Source organism: Vicinamibacterales bacterium (assembly GCA_041659285.1).
Classification (GTDB): Bacteria; Acidobacteriota; Vicinamibacteria; order Vicinamibacterales; family UBA2999; genus 12-FULL-67-14b.
This window is the reverse complement of sequence record JBAZYO010000018.1, coordinates 1-18,352: the sequence shown is the minus strand read 5'-3', so window position 1 is coordinate 18,352 and position 18,352 is coordinate 1. Positions and strand designations below refer to the sequence as shown.

Sequence of the window (18,352 nt, the reverse complement as noted above, 5' to 3'; positions counted from 1 at the left end):
GAACACGTCATGGGTCTGAATCCGACGCAACGCGTCCTCGACAACGGCGTCACGGTGATTGCCAAAGCGAATCACACGACGCCCGCCGTGAGCCTGCTGGTCGGCGTCCGTGCCGGCGCCTACTCCGATCCCCCCGATCGCGAAGGCACCGCCGCCCTGTGCGCGCGCGTGCTCGATCGCGGCACCGTGACGCGGCCCGCGGAGGTGATTGCCGACGACCTCGACGGCCGCGGCGCGTCGCTGTCGGTCGTGGCCGGCCGCCACCAGATGGCGATCAGCGCCACGTGCCTGGCCGACGATTTCGGATCGGTGCTCACCCTGGCCGCCGACATCGCTCGCCACCCGGCCTTTCCGGAGGCCGAGGTGAACACGCGCCGGGCGGATCTGATCACCTCGATCCGCCAGGACGAAGACAATCCGGCGCCGATGGCGGTGGATGCGTTCAACCTCGCGCTCTACGGCCCGCACCCCTACGCGCGCAAGGTGCGCGGCACGGTGGCATCGGTCGAGGGCATCAAGCGGCAAGACCTGGTGCGGTTCTACCAGAAGGGCTTCCAGCCGGGCGCCATCACGGTCGTCGTCGTCGGCGACGTCGAGGAGGAAGCGGCCGTCGCGGCGATCAGCAAGGTGTTCGGTGACTGGGCTTCAGTTGTCGCCGAAGCGGCCGCCGCCATTCCCGACGCGATTGCGCCCAGCGAGCGCCGCCTCGTCACCGTGCCGATGATGAACAAGGCGCAGGCCGACATCGCGTATGGCTTCGTCGGCATCCGCCGCTCGAATCCCGACTACACCGCGTATTCGGTGATGAACAACGCCCTCGGCCAATACGCCATTGGCGGACGCCTCGGCGACAGCATTCGCGAGCGGCAAGGCATGGCCTACTACGTATTCAGCTCGCTCGACGCCAGCCTGGGCGCCGGGCCGTTCACCATTCGCGCCGGCGTCTCGGCCGCCAACGTCGAGAAGGCCATCGCCTCGATCGACACGGAGCTGGCCGCCGTCCTGCAGTCGGGCTTCACCGCGCAGGAGATCGACGAGTCGAAGGGCTACCTGGTGGGGTCGCTGCCGCGGCAGCTCGAAACCAATGCCGCCATCGCCTCGTTCCTGCTGAACGCCGAGTTCTTCGGCCTGGGACTGGATTACGATGTCCGCTTGCCTGGCCTGATTCAGTCGGTGACGCTCGAGGCCGCCAACGACAGCGCGCGCCGGTTGCTCGATCCCGCTCGCGCCACCATCGCCGTGGCCGGGCCGTGGCAGCCCTCTCCGCCGAACCCGTGACCACCCTCCGCGCCGTTTTCTTCGACGTCGATTTCACCCTGATCTACCCCGGTCCGATGTTCCAGGCCGAGGGCTACCGCCTCGCCTGCGCGGCCATGGGGGTCGAGGTCGATCCGTCGCGGTTCGACCTCGCGACCGCAGCCTCGGCTTTCATTCTCGACGAGGCCGAGGAGCAGATCTACAACCACGACCTCTTCATCGACTACACCGCGTCGATCATCGAGCACATGGGCGGCCGCGGCGCTAACGTCGTGGAAGTGGCGCGGCAGATCTACGATCAGTGGGCGGTGAACCACCACTTCGAGATGTACGACGATGCGGCGCCGGCGTTGAGGAGCCTGCATGAGAGCGGCCTGACGGTCGGCGTGATCTCGAACTCCCATCGCAGCCTGGTCGCCTTTTCCGAGCACTTCTCGCTGACCGGCCTGATCCGCGTGTCGGTGTCGTCGGCGGAACACGGCTACATGAAGCCGCACCGCAGCATCTTCGACGCCGCGCTCGAGCGCGCGGGCGTGCGCGCCACCGAATCGCTGATGGTGGGCGACAGCCTGAAGCATGATGTCGAGGGCGCGCTCCAGGCGGGCATGCGCGCCGTGCTCCTCCGCCGGTCCGGAGAGGCGCCGCCGGCCCTGCCGGCGAACGTGCCGATGATCCAAACGCTCGCGCAACTGACCGATGTTCTCTAACCACGAAAGACGCGGCTCGTTTCAATGACTGACATCCGCATTCGCGACCTCAAGACAATCGAGGAGTTCCGCCAGGTGGTGGACCTCGAGCATTCCATCTGGGGCTACACCGACAGCGCCGACGTGGTGACGATCCCGGTGTTCATCTTCACCGTGAAGCGCGGCGCCACGCTGCTCGGCGCGTTCAATCCATCCGGCCACATGGTTGGCTTCGCCTACGCGGTGGTGGGCATGAAGGACGGCCGGCCGATGCAGTGGTCCCACATGACGGGCGTGCTCCCGGAATACCGGGGCGGCCTGGGCTACCGCTTGAAGCTGGAGCAGCGCGACCGCGCGCTGGCGCAGGGCTACGAGCTGATCGAGTGGACCTTCGACCCCATGCAGGCCATGAACGCGCACCTCAACTTCGCCAAGCTGGGCGGCGTGGTCGAGGAGTACGCCGAGAATTTCTACGGCGAATCGACCAGCGCGCTCCACCGCGGCACGCCCACTGATCGCCTGATCGTCAGCTGGCGCATCGCCGACCCGCACGTGATGCGGCGGCTGGAGCAAACCCCCGGCCCGCGGGCCCGGTCTCATGAGGTAGGGGAGGCGCCGGTGGTGAACGTCACGGCCATCGAGGGCGACTGGCGCGAGGTCAAGAGCATCGACCTCACGGTGGACCAACGGCGGCTGTGGATCGAGATCCCCACCGGTTTTACCCAGATGCAGCAGCAGGCCCCGGATCGCGCGCTGCAGTGGCGCATGCATGTGCGGCAGATGTTCCAGGCCTACTTCGCCAAGGGCTACCGCGCCGTGGACTTCGTGCTGCAGCGGGATGCCGGCTTCGGGCGCTACCTCCTCGCCAGGAAGGACTGACAGATGTCACGAGTACTCACGCTGGTCGTCATGCTCTCCGCCATCTACGCTTCGCCGGCGTTCGCGCAGACGCCGTGCGCCGACGTGCCGAAAGACGAGCCGTTCGTGATGGTGACCGCGCCGGCCGCGGGCGCGAAGGTGAAGGGCGGATTCGCCGTCACGGGCTGCTCGCGGACCTTCGAGAGCACCGTGGTGTGGACGCTGACCGTCCGCGGCGGCAAGGAGCTGGCGAGGGGCACGGCGAAGGGCGGTGGCGTGGATGGCCCCGGCCCGCTGTCGTTCACGGTGACCGCGAAGGTGACCAGGCCGACGCTCGCCTATCTCGAAGTGATCGAGCCGAGCGCCTCGGGCGGTCCGCCGGCCTCCAGGGTGATTGTTCCTGTTGTACTGAGCCCCTAGTCTGTCCAGGAGCGTGTCCGAGTAACGACTTGCCGCTCGTCGGCTGCATGCCCTGTCGGGCGGTCCGCGCACGCGAGGCTTTGTTGGTGAGGCGGAGTTAACCCTGCGCAGTGGGACGGACAATTATCTCGCCCACGTCAACATCGGCCGGCTGCTCGATCGCGAACACAATGGCGCGGGCGATCGCCTCCGGCGGAATCGCAAACTTGTCCCTGGACTCGGTGAGCTGGGCCCTCAGCTCCGGATTCGCCACAGTGTCCACAAGGTCTGTCCGCACGAAGCCGGGCGAAATGATCGTTACGCGCAGCCGATCACCGGCCTCCTGGCGCAAGCCCTCAGAGATGGCGCGCACGGCGAACTTCGTGCCGGAGTAGACCGATTGGTTCGGCACGGTCTTGTGTCCTGCTGTAGAAGCGGTGTTGACGAAATGCCCGAAACCTTGCTTGCGGAATACCGGCAGCGCTGCCGCGATGCCGTACAAAACGCCTTTGATGTTGATATCGATCATCTCCTCCCACTCCGCGACGCGCAGGTCGTCGAGCGGAGAGATCGGTGCAATGCCCGCATTGTTGACGAGCACGTCAATCTTGCCGTACCGTTCGCATGCCAACTTGACGAGGTCGGACACGTCGTTGCGCCGTTTGACGTCTGTGCGCGCGTAGGCTGCCTCGCCACCCGTTCTCGCGATACGGTCAGCAAGTGCCTTAAGGAGTTCCGGGCGTCGCGCGCCAAGTACGACCTTCGCACCGCGCTCGGCGAGCAAGAGCGCAGTCGCCTCGCCAATTCCGCTGCTTGCGCCCGTGATTACGACGACCTTGTCTTCAATTCCCGACATGCAATGTGCTATCCGTTTCTGTGGTGTGCGCGATCCGCTCCCTCGTCAGACGGCGGTCTGCCCGGCCCGCCCAACGCGCCAAATGAGCCGCGCGGCACATCGAGATGATGGCACCGGACAGTCGGGCTCCATTTTGGTGTTAGCCAGCACCTATCTTTCCGGTTGCTCAAGTGCGACATCGGGGAGGTTGCTAGCAACCAATTCAACATCATCGTATGCTTCCAGCACTGCGATGACTACAGGAAGAGGCTCTGCCCACACTTCGGGTAAGTCGCGTTCTTGGGGATCCTTGATTTTGAAAGACAGCCGTTCAACTGGCGGAGAGAATTCTGCGTGAACTCCGGGCTTGTTGCCGCGCGCATCAATGCGATACCAACCGAAGTCTTGCAGGAAAACTGCATTGAGACCATGCAGGCAGTAAGGGCCTCCAGACTCCCCTACCGAGAGGCGTTGATAGCAAAGGCCGGTCGGAACGCCGTTGGCGCGCAGCAGCGCGGCAAGAAGGTGGCTCTTCGCGTAGCAATAGCCAGTCCTATGAGCAAGCACATCAGATGCTCGACAGGTCACAGGGTTACGTTTGAAGTCCCAGCTGTGCTGAATTTCATCACGTACAAACTCAAAGCAACGTCGTACCAAAGCAGTCTCCGACGAACAGCCTTCCGCTAAACCCAGCGCCGTCTTGTTGACCGCTGGATCATTAAAGTCAATGTATCTGCTCTCGCGAAGGTACTCGTCCATGCTTCGGGGGCTAACGTTGGCGCTCATCCGCGGGCGCTCACGTTCGCACCGGCGACCGACGGGTGCAACGCCCTGTTGGGCGACGACTAGAATTTCGGTAGTCCGTTTTGCACGGGTCCGTCGCCAATTTTCACGACGTTCACAATGAACGTGAGGGTCGCGTCGCCGGCTCGTCCGGTAACCTGCCAACACCCCGGAGTTGGAAAAATCAGACCGGTGGCCTGGAACCCGGACGGACCATAACCGCGTGGAATGTGCGCTCGAAGCGGTGGCGCACTTGCGTCCAGCCTCTGGCCTTCGATCGCCAATGGCACCTCAACGGCCCGCCACCACGGGAACTTCATCTGCAGCGAACCGTCCCTCAGGACGAACCCTGACCCGCCTGGTCGAAACACCACTGCTCCGTCCGGCCAACCCAGCGCAGTCCAGAGCTCGCCGTTACCGTGATGAGTTGGTGACGGCCTCTCGCCAGGCGGCGTCGAACCATTCGGGATCGTGACGCGGCAGGTGTTGTGAACCACCGCTTGAGGACCTGTTAGCACCCGTGAGATCGGTGGCTGGCCGGAGGCTCCAAGCCAAAGACCCGAGAGTACGAATACTGCCGTGCCGGCGCTGACAGTTAACGTTAGTGGTCTCCACATATCTTCCCCCGCCCGAGACAGTCATAAGCACGCTCGGTCTTGGCGGTTCACCAACCTTGTTCACTCCGTCCGCCCAACGGCTTGCCGCTCAGCCGCGAGCGGCGGCGGCGGTCACTCGAAGGAGTCTAAACCACTCCGCCGCTCGTCGGCTGTAGCGGCTGTTAGGCCGCACCGCGCCAACCATGGAGCGCTTCGGCGACCGCGATCGGGTTCTTTGCCGCGACCCGGAGAAGCGCCAGCGCCGGCCCGTCTGGAACACGGCGACCTTGCTCCCAGTTGCGCAACGTCGACACATTGACACCGATCATGAGCGCGAATTCGCTCTGCGAGGCGCGCAGCTTCTTTCGGACCGCCTTGATGTCGGCCGGCTTGAACGTCGTCACCCGAGACGCGCGCAGGGTGCCCCGACGAATGCGACCGGCCTGTCGAACGCTGGCGACCAACTCTTGAAACGCTTCGGCTTTCACTTAAACTCCTCCCGAATTAGCGCCGCCAGAACGCGCGCCTGGTTGGGTGTCAGGTCGCCCTGCTCGTTCTTGGCGTAGGCGTAAAGCATGTAGAACGCCGCCTCACGGACCGCCCAGTAGTAGATCACTCGAATGCCGCCGCGCTTCCCGGCACCCGCCCGTGCCCATCGCACCTTTCGCGCACCGTGGGTGCCGCCGATGGTTGGCCCCTGCTCGGGCCGGCGCATGAGCGCCGACTGCAGGCCTCGATACGACTCGTCGTCGAGAAGCGCCGTGATGACCTTGGTAAAGATCGGCGTCTCAACAAACCGCATGAGCGATTATACGCCAATGGCGTATGTAGGCAACATTGGGGCGGAGCCACCACTACTGCCCGCCTTCCCCTTATTTAGGAAGCACGGAGCGGTAAAACTCGTCGATCTCTCGGATGACGTCGGCTTCGTTCTCACGGTACAGATAGTGCGGACCGTTCATCATGACGACTCTGCCGCCGGGCACTTCTCGCTGAAACTTCGCGGCCGTGCGCTCGACTAGGGCATTCCATTCGGTCCGCCAATATTCGTCAAGCCGAGCACGCATCGCAGTCGACGCCCCGGGTGGCGGGTAGGGATGGCGATTCTGGACAGCGAACAGCGCGAGCGCTGGCACCCGAACTGCCGAGAAGTCTGACGGGTGAGTGTTCCACCACCGATCAAGCTGCTCCGACACGGATCCGGCAGGAGACGTCGGTGGCCCCTGAGGATCCTTCATCATGACGCGCCAGGCCGCTGCGGGGTCCACGGCAGCATCGATGAACACCATCGACAACACACGCTCTGGATACAACCGTGCGAACTGCATCATCTCGGTGCCCGCCATCGAGTGGCCCACGAGGTGAACCCGGTCGACCGAGAGCCCATCCATGACAGCTTTCACATCTGCAGTGAGGTGTGCCAGGTCGTAGCCACCGGCTGGTTCGTCTGATGGTGAACGGCCGCGACGCGTGATCGCAACCACGCGGAAGCGTGATGCGAAATGGTCGGCGAGTTTGTCGAAGTCATGAGCTGTGCTCCCGAATCCCGTCAAGAACACGAGGTTTGGCCCAACCCCACCCCAGTCGAGGTAGTGCAGTCGTACCCTCTCCGAAGTCACAAAGCCCTCGCGGTGGCGTGAACGATCCTCGCGTGGCTCGGCGCCCGACTGGGCCGGCAGGCGCGGGGAGGCGCACAGAATAAGCAATGCGGTCACGATGAGGCCAGTACGCTTCATTTCCGCCTTTGTGAGTCGAATTTGCCCCCCCGGCACCCGCAGTTAGAACAGCTACTCGTTTAATTCCGATTTCCAGTTTGATTGACGGCCTAACGTTCCAAATGAGCCGCGCGCCGCACCAACATGATCGTATGAGACCGCGGGCGCGTCGGCTCCATTTGATTGTTATGCAGCAAGCAACACTGTGGCATTGGCCCAACGACGTACGCCGGGGTATTCGTTGAGATCGAGCACGAATTCTTGACCCTTGGCGACGGTTTGAAGCCTGCATGCGCCTTCGGTCTCGGTCCAGCGGGAGGGAGATCGATGGTAGGTCAGCGCGGGCCGGGAGCGAGGCATGAAATCCGACGGCAGGCGCCACACTGAACGGGACTTCCCTGGTTCGGTTAGTACCAACCTTGTGTCGAACTTGCTGAAAACGCCGCCGCCGTCCTGTGAGCCACTCGCAACGTAAACGGTGTTGTGGGGCCAGCAGTCACGAACGGCATGAGGATGGTCGCGAAGCCAGCCGGGAATTGGATCGGGGCCGAGTCGCAGTACTTGGCCAACGCGAAGCCAACCGAAAAGGATATGCAAGTGCGGTGCGTTGGCACAGAAGCGGTAGTTGCCGCAGACGAGCTCGACCTCGCGGAACCAGCCAAAGAAGAGGAAGAGATCATCAGCGCCAACTCCCGTCTTATGGAGGTGGCGCTGAGCGATGCTGTCCTGACCAAACGCTGGCGACCAACCGGGTTGTCGTTCGCGCGAGGTGTCTTCTAGATCAGGATCGAGATGTACAGGCGCGTCTTGACGGACGCGTCCTCGGGTGAGGTCCGCGACAAGGTGGGCGACGTCAATTCCGCGGGGCCGGAGGCCGCTGTATGCCACCCGAGCTTCGGGATGGGGTATCGGAAGCGAGATCAGCTGACCGTCCGGAAGAATCGGACTCGCGCACCCACCGGAAGCAGCCGATGAATCGAAGCCCTTTCGACTGAGGATAAGTCTCACGATTCTCCTTGCTGCATAACGTCAGCGTTCACCAGCGGCCGCTCATGATCGCACCGGCGGCCGTCTGGTGCAACGCGTGTTAGGCACCGACCTCGCCGTGCGCTGCGTTGATGATGACGTCACTCTTCGTCCTGCGCCGCCACGGTCCAGATACGCTTGAGTGGTAACTCGGCTTTCAGATCGTCGTCAAGGTGGTCGTAGTGGGCGAACAGGGCTTCCAGCAGTTCCTTCTGCGTCCACAACCGCACGCGGAAGAAGCTTGCCGCAAGTTCCTTCTGGACGTTGGTCTTGAATCCGCTCCAAGACACGAAGAGGCCCTCTTGCGCGCCGAACTTGGAGACAGCACCGAGCAGCTTGTCCACGGTCGGGCGGTCAATGGGCGTGTTTTCCGATTTCACCTCGACACAGAGACGCGGCACGCCGAAGCCCAGGGGCCCGGCACCGGCGAGGATGTCGGCACCGCCATCTGCGCCTTCTGGGCTGCGGTAGGTGGTGTAGCCCTGGGCCTTCAGGATGGCCTCGACTAATCTGGTTAATCCGTGACCCTTGAAGCGAGCGGCGATCAGCTGGGCGATCTGGTCGCGGGCGGCTTCTTCAAGGTCAGTGTCTTCGCTCGGCTCTGCAGCTTCATCGACGGCAGGTGTCGCGCTCTTCGTGACGGACGCGATCGTCTCCGGCTTCCAGCCGTTGGCCCGCATGGCCCCGATGCGGGCCTCAGCGTTGTTGCGCTGCACGCGACATATGGTCATGAAGGCGCCGAAGGTGTTGAGTAGATCCTTTCCAAAATGCGCGCGTGGGATTGCCTCGCCAATCCACTTCACCGGTCGCCAGTGGAAGAACGGGGTCGGCCCGTCGGACTCGAAGTGGTAGTCGCCGACTACTTCACCGATCTGGATGGCGCGCTGACCCTTCAGTGGCAATACCACCAAGTCGCCTTTCTTGATCTCTTGCGCGAACGGCCACACTTGGCTGACCCAGTTCGCGATGGTCTTGACCTTCGCGTTGGGGTATCGCTGCGTCATCGCGTCCGTCAACTCGGCGCGCTCGGTAAGTGTAGTGAGGTCCACATTCAGGTTGTCCCAGGTCACATAGATCCGGTTCTCCTGAATGAACTTCAGTTCGTACTCGCCGTGCGAGCCCGCGCGATTCAGCCAGACCGCCATGCGTGCCTCGTTTCGTTCGTCATTGGGGTGCCACGTTTCGAGTGCCTAACGCCCGGCTTCAGCCGCGGCGGTCCAGCATCTCACCGGCCGCAGTCGGCTGCAAGCCGTGTTAGGCCCCCACGCGAACGGTGAGTGCCGCAAATCGGACGTCTTTATAGAACTCAAAGACCCATGCGGACGCGTCCGGTTCGTCGGTCGCGTACGCGAACCAGTAATTCAAGACGCCGTCGCCAACAGAGTTAATTGGCTGCCGAAGCACGGGCTCAACGACGGTTCGAATCGAGTCCATTGTCTCCGAATCGACCCCGCGTAGACCCTCTTCTGAATACGACCTCACTACGAAATTCGCGGGAAGACGATAACCACGATGACGCCAGAATAGCCCCTTGGTGACGCGCTCGACGACCCTATCGAGCCTAGCGAGATCAACGTCGAATGCTGCGGCAGTACCGGCGTGAAGTCCAGTGGCCGTCCGAACGGGCACCTTGCGAATACTACGAACTACCGCCCGGGCGAAGCCGATCTTGCGAGGGTTATTCAGTCCGCGAAAGACTGAGTCCCTGATGGCCGCCGCCTCAGGATGGCTACCAGCCTTGTCTTTAAGAACCATCATCGTCTTGAAATACTCGTCATCACGCGAGGCATCGTTGTTGCATCGCCAACAGCTTGGAACCTCAACAATGTCGACGGGCCGCTGACTGAACAGGCAGTCTGGTGGAATGTGGTCGACCGTCAACTGGCCGACTGTTCCGCAGTAAGCGCACTCGCCTGTCCTCTTCTTCGGCATTGAGTCACATCGGGTGGGCCTAACGACTTGCCGCTCAGCCGCGAGCGGCGGTCACGATTTCGCGAAGGAGTCTAATGCATCTGCCGCTCGTCGGCTGCAGCGGCTTGTTAGACGGCCTACTGGTTTCGAGTGATCGTGAGTCATACAATCATCACCATTCCTAAGATATGGGAGTCAACTTGCCAGTCAGTGGGTCAAGTACTGCCGAGTACGGGTACAAGGTGCCTGTGTCGGTGGTGATGCCTACGCTAACAGCGAAACCTGCAAGTCCGACATCGGCAAGATCATTTCTGTCGAAAAACACGTCCAGAGCTCCTGGCTGCACGAGAATCCCGAAGAAAGATCTCTCAGGCGCCGGCTGATTCCCGCCGATTGACGAGCCGATTGGCCTCACCAGCTCAAAAATAATCTGGAACGGCTGCGTGCAGTTCGTGCGAACAGCTAGGCCTACAACATGGACGACGTTCCCGGCGGCCCCCTCCCTGCCGTAGACCGCAATCTCGTTGGGAGCGCTCTCACACGGGGCGCCGAACCGTGCCCAGACGCCCTTCGCCTGGGCCGGCTGAGCTGCCGCTTCGTGGGTGAAGAACACGGCACTAAGAAAAACGACTACCGCAATCCTGATCCTGATCATGCTGACTCCTTGCGGACACCAGGGTGTGCCGCGGTAAAACCGATGGTGATTGCCGAAGTGGATCCAGCTAACGTTTCGCGCTGAGCCGCAGCGCGAACTCACTCTCATCCGTTCGCTCCAGCGCGGGGTTAGACAGCCGGTCTCGCATTACCAGGTGCAAGATTCTTGACTTCGCCATGCATCGTCTCAGCCTCGGAAAGCAGCTTATTCGAGATTGCCACCAGATGATTCTTGAGGGCCTCCCGGGTCTTCTCGACACCGCTGACCGTGGCCCCGATACCTGCAACCAAGTCGAGATACATAGAACATAGCCGAGTGAGCGTACCAAGCCGGCTGAAATGGAACGCGATGCGCCGCTGCAGCTCAGGGTTTCTTAGAACTGGTACGATTTGATCTCTCGCGGCCTCCCACGCCGCAACGTCGAGACCAACGTCGAACATGGCCTGGTTGCTCTCAAGCGTCGACACCAGTCTTTCAAGCTGCTTCTGATTGTGAGCCAATGCGTCCATTACTGAGATGAGACCGTGGCGCAGCTGTTCCTGTTCTTGGTCGTGACGGGATGCGTCAGCGGACCTTTGCGACAACCTGTTCAGCCAAAGGGCAACCGGCAGGCCGACGACCACACCGATGATCGTAGAAGCGAGGTTGGGCCAAAACGACGACCAAAATAGATCTGCACTCAAGGTGATCTTCCGTTCGGCTGTCTAACGCGCAGCTTCAGCCGCGGCGGCTCAGCATCTCACCGCCGCCGTCGGCTGCAAGCTGATGTTGGGCCGCATGCTGGCGTTAGCGCCGTTGCGACAGGAGCCAAGGGAGTGTTTCAAGACCGTCGAAGGCCTGCCCGGGCGCTCCATTGTGGTCTCCGCCCGGGAACTCGGTGTACCGCACGTTACTTCCAGCGAGTCGCAGAGCAGCCACCATGCGGCGCGACTGATCAACAGGCACGGTCTCGTCGGCGTCGCCGTGGAACATCCAGATAGGCAGACGCCCGATTCTCGCGACAAGCGCCGCAAACGGATCCGGCGCCGTCATGAAGGCGTGCGTCTGGCGATCGACTGCGACATCCTCGGACGTCCAAGATCCCGCACCGGTCACGCTTCCGGACACGACCAACAGTGCCGCAAAGCGCTCCGGCCATCTGAACGCGATTCGATAGGCACCATTTCCACCCATCGAGTGGCCTGCGAGATACACTTTCGCCGGATCGCCGCGGAATTCCTTCACGGTACGATCGAGCGCGCTCATGACAAGGTCTTCCATCTCTGGATAGGCCCAACGAGTCCCAGTTTTCGCTTGCGGGAACAGGACGATGGCCGGAAAGCTTGAACGATGGCGCCGGATTTGGTCGGCAAGCGCGCCGACAGTCGGGAGGAGTGCGTCGTCCCCTTGGGAGCCGTTTGCGTGCAACCAGACGATGATCGGCCAGCTCTTTCGTGAAGTGAATTCCGCAGGGACATACACTTGATATCGAAAGGTCCCTCCACGAACTGCTAGGGACCGATCGAGGAAGCCGGTGTCGGCCAGGGCAGGACGCACAGTCAATGCCACCAATAAAAGGAACTGAGCAAATCTCACAGAGCGCCCCCAAGAGTTTCGTCGGCCCAACGTTGCAAATGAGCCGCGCGCCGTCGCGGTTCCGCGCCGGCTCCATTTGTTGGTTAGCCTGCGTCTGCGATTCCGCATGAAGGCCCGCAGTCGCAGTCACTTCAACCCTGGACTGACGGTTCAGTGACGTAGCCGACAAAACCTCCGATTGCGGCCCCGAGCACGGCGCAAAACAGGATCGTCGCCAACCACGTGCCTCCGTCTACTGAGAACTGACTTGGGCTGCAGCCCCTGAAGAAGCCGATAACAAAGCCAATCGCTGCACCGCCGAAAGGAAAGCCCATGAGGCTATTCCTGAGGATTTCGCTCTTGGCCTTCGGTATCAGCTCTTCCAATTGGTTGGCGCCTTGGTTTTCCGCCCTGATGAATTCCATAAGGGTCTGAGACGGCGTGAGCGTCTTGCCGTATATGACCCCGGAATCCAACCGGTACTGCTTGTAAGGAAGCTGACGCCGAGTCGTCAACACGTCCAGAGCCTTCATCGCGGATAGAAAGCTGTTTTGCGAGAGATGGTGCTCCGCCTCCATGAACACCGGGCGTCCTTCGCTACCATTGGTGATGATGTCCGCGCAGCCGCGGAATTCCCGTGTGGCCTGCGAAATGGCCTTTGCGTGGAAATCGCCGAGAAGCTCAAGCACGGGCTTCCTGCCTGCGAGATCGGCGTCGGTCAATGTCTTGACGGCAAAATACCGGTCCTTGCCGATCACGGCCCGCAGAACGGCTACGGCCTCGTCGTCCTGGCCATTCGCGGCCAAATACTTGGCCTGTTCAAAACCGGCCTCCAGGAACTCAGGCACCAGGCGGTATGCGTTACCAGCATGTGTGGCCGCCTGCGGCAGCTTTTGCTGCAAGTAACAGGCTCTGGCGGCATAGACATACGCCTCGGCGGTTGCGGCTTTGAACGGGCTATCGGAATAGATCAGCGGCTGATCCCCCTTCGGGACGAGGTGAGTCGCAGTCGGCGTGCCGCCTGCATTCTCTTCCGCGAACGCTTCCCTGGCGGATTTCAAAAAGTATTCCTCCGCGAGGGGAATATCCATGTGCTGCCGCGAATAGAGATGAATCTGGCCGATTCTGTTGAGCGTGATGTAGTCCTTGCGCTCGATTCGCTCGGCCTCCCTGAACCCCTCCAAGGCATCTGCGTAGAATGTGCTGTTGATGCCCTCGCGTATCGCATTCTTCAGGTATTTGAGACCCTGCTCGATGTGGTATGCGCGCTGCTTCTGACTGTCAGGAATGCGGAGTAGTCGCACCACATGCCCGAGCAACTGGTTCGTCAACCGCTGCTCCTCAATCATCAGAGACAGCTTCCAGTCGAGCATAGCGGCCATGTCGCTTATTTCGCCGCGAAGTTCGGAGATATTGCAATTGATGTCCTGGAGGTGTTGGCTGACTTCCCGGAAACCGTCGTTCAGCGTTCCGCAAACTTGCTGGAATGCCTGCTTTTGTTCGGCTGAGGCCGCATTGAGCGTTGCCTGAAGATCCTTCCTGTTTTGAGAAACGATTTCGCCGATCTCGCTGATGTAGGACTGTGTCTGGAGGTATCGACTCCATTGCGAGTTTGCGCTTTCGCCAGAGAAGCGATTGTAATGAAACGTTGCCATGCTTTCGACCTCGGTGCCAGTTCAGCGGGCTAACGCGATGGCGCTCAGCCGCGAGACGCGCGGGAGCGCCGCTTCGACTTGGCCTTCGTTCGAGCGCGGCTCGTCGGCTGCAGCGCCTTGTTAGCCGGCTTTCGACCCACGAGCGTGTCGTATTCCGCGTGTGAGCCGATCCAGAACCATACGAGATCGTCCCCGACCTCAGTGGCCAACGCTCGATAGTGTAGACCGACCCGGACGGACCAAAGTGATCCGACCTTCTTGAAGTGGAGCGAACCGTGGGCCGGATCGGACTTGAGGAGGGCGTAGTTGCGATCCGCGAGATCGCGAACCGCTTTCGGCAACCCCTGGTAGCTGCGCCAAAACCGGGGGTTGGCGTGGTGCTTCACAGTGCTTGCGTGCGGCCGGCCCGGTGGTCGCGCTGTGCCTCGCGGACCAATGCGTCAAGTCTGCCAGCCGTGGCGTCGGCCCTGAACTGACGGTCCCAGACCGCCGCGTCGTACTCGGCGAACCACTTCCGAAAACGCGCCAGGTCCTTCTTCGGGAGGCGCTTCACGGCTCCGGTGATTTCGGCCACGGTGGTCATGACAACAGGCTACTCCGGTGAAGGGACGTTGGCAACGGCGAGGGTCGGCCGGTCCATCAGAGAAAGGGGCCGCGCGGCGGCTTCCAGCCTCGTCCCCAGCCTCCATAGCTCACGATGAGTGCCACAACCATGATGAGCACAAGAATCGGCGCGTCGATGGAGTCGAGTCGGCTTCCCATGCTGAATTCCCAGATCGTGATGTTGAGAACAGTGTTCGACCTTACGCAGTCCGGCTAACGTTTCGCGCTCACCAGCGAGCCGCGCCCACCGATGCTCGAGCGAGATTCTGCCACAAGTGTTGACGCCGCGGTCGATGGAACTGGCGCCAGGCCCGTTCGTGGAAGGCTGCCCCGAAGGCGCGGATCGTCTGGTGCAGCGCGGTAGGCGGTGCGCGGCGCGCGCGCCACGAGGCCGACGATGGCGTGGTCGCCGTCGCGCGCCGCGAACGTCGCGCACGCGAGACCAACCCCCAAGTCGCGCGCCGTGCCGTTGACGCCGGCGAGATGATGGTCACCGGCACGATGGCCTGGGATTCTGTCCGCTCGCGCTCTTCACTGAGGCCAGGGGCCACGATTCCGAAGCGATGTTCGCGCGCAGCAACGAGAATGAGAGAAAGATGTTCTTCCGTTGTCGCCTGTCTAACGACCGGCGCGTGAGCCGCGGCGGCCGGATGCGCGAATTCTGCCACAGAACTTCAACGCCGTCGGCTCCACGCGCGGGTTAGACCGCCTTTGCCTCGGTCTTCCGGAGTAGCGTCAAGCCGCCGCTCGCCACCACGCCCAGCAACAACATCTGTAATACCAGGTGCATCGCGTCTGGAGGTAGGTGATTGCCCCACCGGGGCAGGATCATCGTCGACCGGGCGAACGCTCGCTCGTAGACCTGTGACCAGTGTTCCGACGCACCGACGATGTACGGCGGCCACCAAGTCCACAACTGTAGTCCCAGCCACACGACATAGGAAACGAGAGCGAGCCACATCGCCCAGCGACGACTCCGACGGGCGCCCCACCAAAACACGAGGCCTGGAACGAGAACAGCGACCAACCCGAGGGTCTCGCTAGCGTCCAGCGTGCCGCGACGAAATTGGTCCAGCCCAGTCGGGCAACACGGTTGATAGTTCCAACCCCCCAGCGGGACCCACGACACCATCTGCATGTAGAGCGCAAGACCCGCCTGCCACGAGAGCGCCGCAGAGTGTCTGTCCATCATCGACTCAATCTCGCAATGGCAGGATGGTGTGTCTCGTGTCCTGGGCCGGGCTAACGACCTGCCGCTCAGCCGCGAGCGGCGGTCACGTTCTTGCGAAGGAGTCTAAACCATCTGCCGCTCGTCGGCTGCAGCGGCCGGTTAGGCCGAGCCGTGGACCTCAATGGCACGGTTCGCGGCCAATGGGTTCACCAGAAGGACCCTGTCAAACTGGTGGACGACGGCAAGTTCGTCGCGCAACACTGAGACATCGCCTTCGTCCAAGGCTCCATAGCCGATTCGGTCCTCAAACGCGAGCCACCATTCAGGATACTTGTGCCGATACTTGGCGATCTTCTCGTTCTTTTCGGGAATGCAGAGCCGGAGGTTTCGAATCAATTCAGCTACGACAAATCCCCCCGAGTCATGGTCAGTCGACCCGCCGAGGACAAGCAAGGTCTCATGTCGTTTACTCGCGCGAAAGAACCGCAGGCGGAGTCCTCGAGCAAGCCGCATTTCAACCGGTGGATTGTCTAGTTGCTCGCGGAATTCATGCACGGCATTCCGAAGCATTGCTTCGATTGCCTTCCAAGGCGGCAGCGGACGCCATGCCGTGTAGAGGACAAACCAACTATTCGGACCAGGAGGCGGGCCTGATTCTGCGAGGATCTTCGTCACGATTGCATCAAGTGGCTTCGCAGTGACCTCGAGGCCGCGATAACCGCCTTCAAGCTCTTCGTTCTGGTTCAGTCGTCGAACCTCAACAGCAATTCGGCCGTCGACCAGGAAGTCGGGAGGGACGTTACCGTCTGGCTCGTATTCGACTTTGCCGATTGCAAGGCTAGTGAGGTACTGCTCGACGGTTCGTTCGGATGTGTCCATTCATCTTCGGCCTAACGTCCGCGGTTCAGCCGCGGCGCGCTCAGCATGCCACCGCGCGCCGTCGGCTGCAACCGCCTGTTAGGCATCTCTACAACTAGAACAGCGTCTTCGCCAATCTGTCGACCCCGTCAATGAGCTCGAGGACATCATCGCGCGTCGGCTCCCGGTGCTTGTTGTGGTCGCACAGGTTTCGAAGATCCCCGAGGCGCTGCACATTCCGCCACCGGGGAATATCGAGTACGTCGGCGGACTTTAGGAGGTCGTTAAAATCGCCGACGGTGGGATGCTGCTTCTTCGTCGACACACCGTGGTTGGCGGCGACTTGGCCGAGGTGCTTCTCAAGCACAACGCCGGCGACCGCCCCGGCTGCCCTGGCGAATCCATTCTTGAGTAACTCGCGCGCCGCCTCGAGTTCCGAGTCAAACAGGTCCGCCTGGACAAGCTGGCGAATGTCGTGGAGACTGCTTTCAAATCGTGATCGGACCGCTCCGACAATAGACGTCTGAGTCTGGAACCGCATGGTGACGATTGCAAAGTCGTCATAGTGCTTTGCGCCCGCATAGTCGGTGCCGGACCTGATCCCGTTCAGCCAATCCTGAATGTGGTAGGTCTGAGAAGTGATCCCCTTCCTCTTTCCGTCCCCCTTGTAAAGCTCCTGGAACTCCGCCAAACGTTCCGGGATCAGCTGCCGAATGAGGGCACAGGATTCTGTGTACCACGATTGGTAGTCACGCTCGAAGACATCCTGCACCTCCGCTAGCTTCGTCTTCTCCTCAGAGGCGAGTCGGCCCGAGGCGATCCGATGCCGCGCCTCGAGGCCAATCTGCATCATTCGACCGAGCGCAGAAAGGCGATCAAGATCCTTTTTGTAACGATCGAGGTTTGTCGACATGTGCTTCCCAAGATGCCTAACGACTGCCGCTCAGCCGCGAGCGGCGGTCGCGTTCATTCGAAGGAGTCTAAACCATCCGCCGCTCGTCGGCTGCAGCGGCTGTTAGACGGCCTGGCCGGGCTGTCGATAAAGCAATTGTGGATTATTGAGGTCTGCATTGTTCACGATGATGTGTGCCCGCTCTCTGGGGCGACACAGATCCAAGTACCTTCGCTGACCAGGCACATACCGCCGCTCGTATTTCGCCTGAATCGTCGCCCCCTTATCTGTCCCGGCAGCGTCGCGGTCTACCGCTCTGGCAACGGTCACACCGAACGGAGCCTCAACCCAAAGACAAACGTCCCACACGCCGGCAAGCTCGGACCGCTGAAGGAACACACCGTCAAAAAGGAGAATGGCATCGCCCGTCGCAGTTTGGTCAGCTGCATTTACGGGCCGGTCAGTCCGATAGTCGAACACCGCTTGGCAGAATTGCCGCGTCCCTCCTGGACCAAGCGGATCAAGAAGCCTAGTTCGCAATACTGGATAGTCGAAGGAATCGAGAAAATACCCCTCTGCCGAATCCTGGCCGCGCGCGTGCCGGAGCGCCCGTGGTCGGTGAAAGCCGTCGACGGATGCAAGAATAATCTGCCGCCCAGCATTCTCGAGTTGCTCAGCAAGCTCTCCAGCCAGAGTGGTTTTACCCACGCCGTCCACACCATCGATTCCGACTCTGGTCGGGTGAGCCAGGCGAATGCTGGCGATCGCCTTCGCCAGTTCTTCAATGCGGTGGGGTCTTGTCATCGAATGATGTCGGCCGTCTAACGACCTGCCGCTCAGCCGCGAGCGGCGGTCGCGGTCATGCGAAGGAGTCTAAGCCATCGGCCGCTCGTCGGCT

General features: G+C 61.6%; 20 protein-coding genes. 6 read left to right on the top strand and 14 right to left on the bottom strand.

Translation table 11 applies throughout. From position 1 onward, the window contains the following. Positions 1–9: 9 nt before the first annotated feature. From WC815_21600 to WC815_21585, 4 genes are read left to right on the top strand one after another with little or no spacing between them, the layout of a single operon-like run. Positions 10–1,278, top strand: coding sequence for a pitrilysin family protein (locus WC815_21600; protein ID MFA5911380.1), 1,269 nt, complete (start codon positions 10–12; stop codon positions 1,276–1,278). After that, positions 1,251–1,964 (top strand): HAD family hydrolase, encoded by a 714-nt coding sequence (locus WC815_21595; GenBank protein MFA5911379.1) that lies wholly within the window; start codon positions 1,251–1,253, stop codon positions 1,962–1,964. Before WC815_21600 ends, WC815_21595 begins: the two co-directional genes overlap by 28 nt. Before the next feature lie 24 nt (positions 1,965–1,988). Further along, entirely contained in the window at positions 1,989–2,822 is an 834-nt protein-coding gene (locus tag WC815_21590) for a hypothetical protein (GenBank protein ID MFA5911378.1), read from the top strand. Between the two features lie 3 nt (positions 2,823–2,825). Further along, on the top strand, positions 2,826–3,221 hold the full coding sequence (locus WC815_21585; GenBank protein ID MFA5911377.1) for a Gmad2 immunoglobulin-like domain-containing protein: 396 nt from the start codon (positions 2,826–2,828) through the stop codon (positions 3,219–3,221). Between the two features lie 97 nt (positions 3,222–3,318). On the opposite strand, the gene WC815_21580 is transcribed toward WC815_21585, so the two are convergent. The 5 genes from WC815_21580 to WC815_21560 form a co-directional block, all read right to left on the bottom strand. Then, positions 3,319–4,056, bottom strand: a complete 738-nt coding sequence (locus WC815_21580) for an SDR family oxidoreductase (GenBank protein ID MFA5911376.1) — start codon at positions 4,054–4,056, stop codon at positions 3,319–3,321. A 150-nt stretch (positions 4,057–4,206) separates the two neighbouring features. Next, complete coding sequence (locus WC815_21575; protein ID MFA5911375.1) at positions 4,207–4,794, bottom strand: transglutaminase family protein; 588 nt, start codon at positions 4,792–4,794, stop codon at positions 4,207–4,209. 802 nt (positions 4,795–5,596) lie between these two features. Beyond that, entirely contained in the window at positions 5,597–5,902 is a 306-nt protein-coding gene (gene nadS, locus WC815_21570) for a NadS family protein (GenBank protein ID MFA5911374.1), read from the bottom strand. Next, the gene (locus WC815_21565; GenBank protein ID MFA5911373.1) at positions 5,899–6,216 is read right to left on the bottom strand and encodes a type II toxin-antitoxin system RelE/ParE family toxin; all 318 of its coding nucleotides are present in this window, start codon (positions 6,214–6,216) and stop codon (positions 5,899–5,901) included. The genes nadS and WC815_21565 overlap by 4 nt, the downstream gene beginning before the upstream one ends. Positions 6,217–6,286: 70 nt before the next feature. Further along, complete coding sequence (locus WC815_21560) at positions 6,287–7,150, bottom strand: alpha/beta hydrolase (protein ID MFA5911372.1); 864 nt, start codon at positions 7,148–7,150, stop codon at positions 6,287–6,289. 540 nt (positions 7,151–7,690) lie between these two features. Here WC815_21560 and WC815_21555 point away from each other — a divergent pair. Further along, positions 7,691–7,909, top strand: coding sequence for a hypothetical protein (locus WC815_21555; GenBank protein ID MFA5911371.1), 219 nt, complete (start codon positions 7,691–7,693; stop codon positions 7,907–7,909). 347 nt (positions 7,910–8,256) lie between these two features. Here WC815_21555 and WC815_21550 read toward each other — a convergent pair whose 3' ends face one another. The 9 genes from WC815_21550 to WC815_21510 form a co-directional block, all read right to left on the bottom strand. Continuing rightward, on the bottom strand, positions 8,257–9,300 hold the full coding sequence (locus WC815_21550) for a restriction endonuclease (protein MFA5911370.1): 1,044 nt from the start codon (positions 9,298–9,300) through the stop codon (positions 8,257–8,259). A 109-nt stretch (positions 9,301–9,409) separates the two neighbouring features. Further along, the gene (locus tag WC815_21545; protein ID MFA5911369.1) at positions 9,410–10,036 is read right to left on the bottom strand and encodes a hypothetical protein; all 627 of its coding nucleotides are present in this window, start codon (positions 10,034–10,036) and stop codon (positions 9,410–9,412) included. A gap of 211 nt (positions 10,037–10,247) precedes the next feature. Next, on the bottom strand, positions 10,248–10,721 hold the full coding sequence (locus tag WC815_21540) for a hypothetical protein (GenBank protein ID MFA5911368.1): 474 nt from the start codon (positions 10,719–10,721) through the stop codon (positions 10,248–10,250). A 128-nt stretch (positions 10,722–10,849) separates the two neighbouring features. Next, positions 10,850–11,344, bottom strand: coding sequence for a hypothetical protein (locus WC815_21535; GenBank protein ID MFA5911367.1), 495 nt, complete (start codon positions 11,342–11,344; stop codon positions 10,850–10,852). Positions 11,345–11,507: 163 nt separating this feature from the next. Further along, positions 11,508–12,296 (bottom strand): PHB depolymerase family esterase, encoded by a 789-nt coding sequence (locus WC815_21530; protein ID MFA5911366.1) that lies wholly within the window; start codon positions 12,294–12,296, stop codon positions 11,508–11,510. Positions 12,297–12,427: 131 nt separating this feature from the next. Then, complete coding sequence (locus tag WC815_21525; GenBank protein MFA5911365.1) at positions 12,428–13,930, bottom strand: hypothetical protein; 1,503 nt, start codon at positions 13,928–13,930, stop codon at positions 12,428–12,430. A 382-nt stretch (positions 13,931–14,312) separates the two neighbouring features. Beyond that, the gene (locus WC815_21520; GenBank protein MFA5911364.1) at positions 14,313–14,513 is read right to left on the bottom strand and encodes a hypothetical protein; all 201 of its coding nucleotides are present in this window, start codon (positions 14,511–14,513) and stop codon (positions 14,313–14,315) included. Between the two features lie 1,350 nt (positions 14,514–15,863). Beyond that, complete coding sequence (locus WC815_21515) at positions 15,864–16,583, bottom strand: hypothetical protein (protein ID MFA5911363.1); 720 nt, start codon at positions 16,581–16,583, stop codon at positions 15,864–15,866. Between the two features lie 94 nt (positions 16,584–16,677). Next, the gene (locus WC815_21510) at positions 16,678–17,415 is read right to left on the bottom strand and encodes a hypothetical protein (GenBank protein ID MFA5911362.1); all 738 of its coding nucleotides are present in this window, start codon (positions 17,413–17,415) and stop codon (positions 16,678–16,680) included. On the opposite strand from WC815_21510, the gene WC815_21505 reads away from it, so the two are divergent. After that, positions 17,386–18,279 carry a hypothetical protein gene (locus WC815_21505; protein ID MFA5911361.1) on the top strand — a complete coding sequence of 298 codons (894 nt, stop codon included), beginning with the start codon at positions 17,386–17,388 and terminating at the stop codon, positions 18,277–18,279. The two genes, WC815_21510 and WC815_21505, sit on opposite strands and share 30 nt — an antisense overlap. The last annotated feature ends 73 nt before the right edge of the window (positions 18,280–18,352 follow it).

Bases quoted from the DNA above. Each gene is read 5' to 3' on its own strand.
- WC815_21600 (MFA5911380.1), top strand. From the start codon at position 10: ATGGGTCTGAATCCGACGCAACGCGTCCTCGACAACGGCGTCACGGTG.
- WC815_21590 (MFA5911378.1), top strand. From the start codon at position 1,989: ATGACTGACATCCGCATTCGCGACCTCAAGACAATCGAGGAGTTCCGC.
- WC815_21585 (MFA5911377.1), top strand. From the start codon at position 2,826: ATGTCACGAGTACTCACGCTGGTCGTCATGCTCTCCGCCATCTACGCT.
- WC815_21580 (MFA5911376.1), bottom strand. From the start codon at position 4,056: ATGTCGGGAATTGAAGACAAGGTCGTCGTAATCACGGGCGCAAGCAGC.
- WC815_21575 (MFA5911375.1), bottom strand. From the start codon at position 4,794: ATGGACGAGTACCTTCGCGAGAGCAGATACATTGACTTTAATGATCCA.
- WC815_21565 (MFA5911373.1), bottom strand. From the start codon at position 6,216: ATGCGGTTTGTTGAGACGCCGATCTTTACCAAGGTCATCACGGCGCTT.
- WC815_21560 (MFA5911372.1), bottom strand. From the start codon at position 7,150: ATGAAGCGTACTGGCCTCATCGTGACCGCATTGCTTATTCTGTGCGCC.
- WC815_21550 (MFA5911370.1), bottom strand. From the start codon at position 9,300: ATGGCGGTCTGGCTGAATCGCGCGGGCTCGCACGGCGAGTACGAACTG.
- WC815_21540 (MFA5911368.1), bottom strand. From the start codon at position 10,721: ATGATCAGGATCAGGATTGCGGTAGTCGTTTTTCTTAGTGCCGTGTTC.
- WC815_21525 (MFA5911365.1), bottom strand. From the start codon at position 13,930: ATGGCAACGTTTCATTACAATCGCTTCTCTGGCGAAAGCGCAAACTCG.
- WC815_21520 (MFA5911364.1), bottom strand. From the start codon at position 14,513: ATGACCACCGTGGCCGAAATCACCGGAGCCGTGAAGCGCCTCCCGAAG.
- WC815_21515 (MFA5911363.1), bottom strand. From the start codon at position 16,583: ATGGACACATCCGAACGAACCGTCGAGCAGTACCTCACTAGCCTTGCA.
- WC815_21505 (MFA5911361.1), top strand. From the start codon at position 17,386: ATGCCGCGCCTCGAGGCCAATCTGCATCATTCGACCGAGCGCAGAAAG.
- WC815_21510 (MFA5911362.1), bottom strand. From the start codon at position 17,415: ATGATGCAGATTGGCCTCGAGGCGCGGCATCGGATCGCCTCGGGCCGA.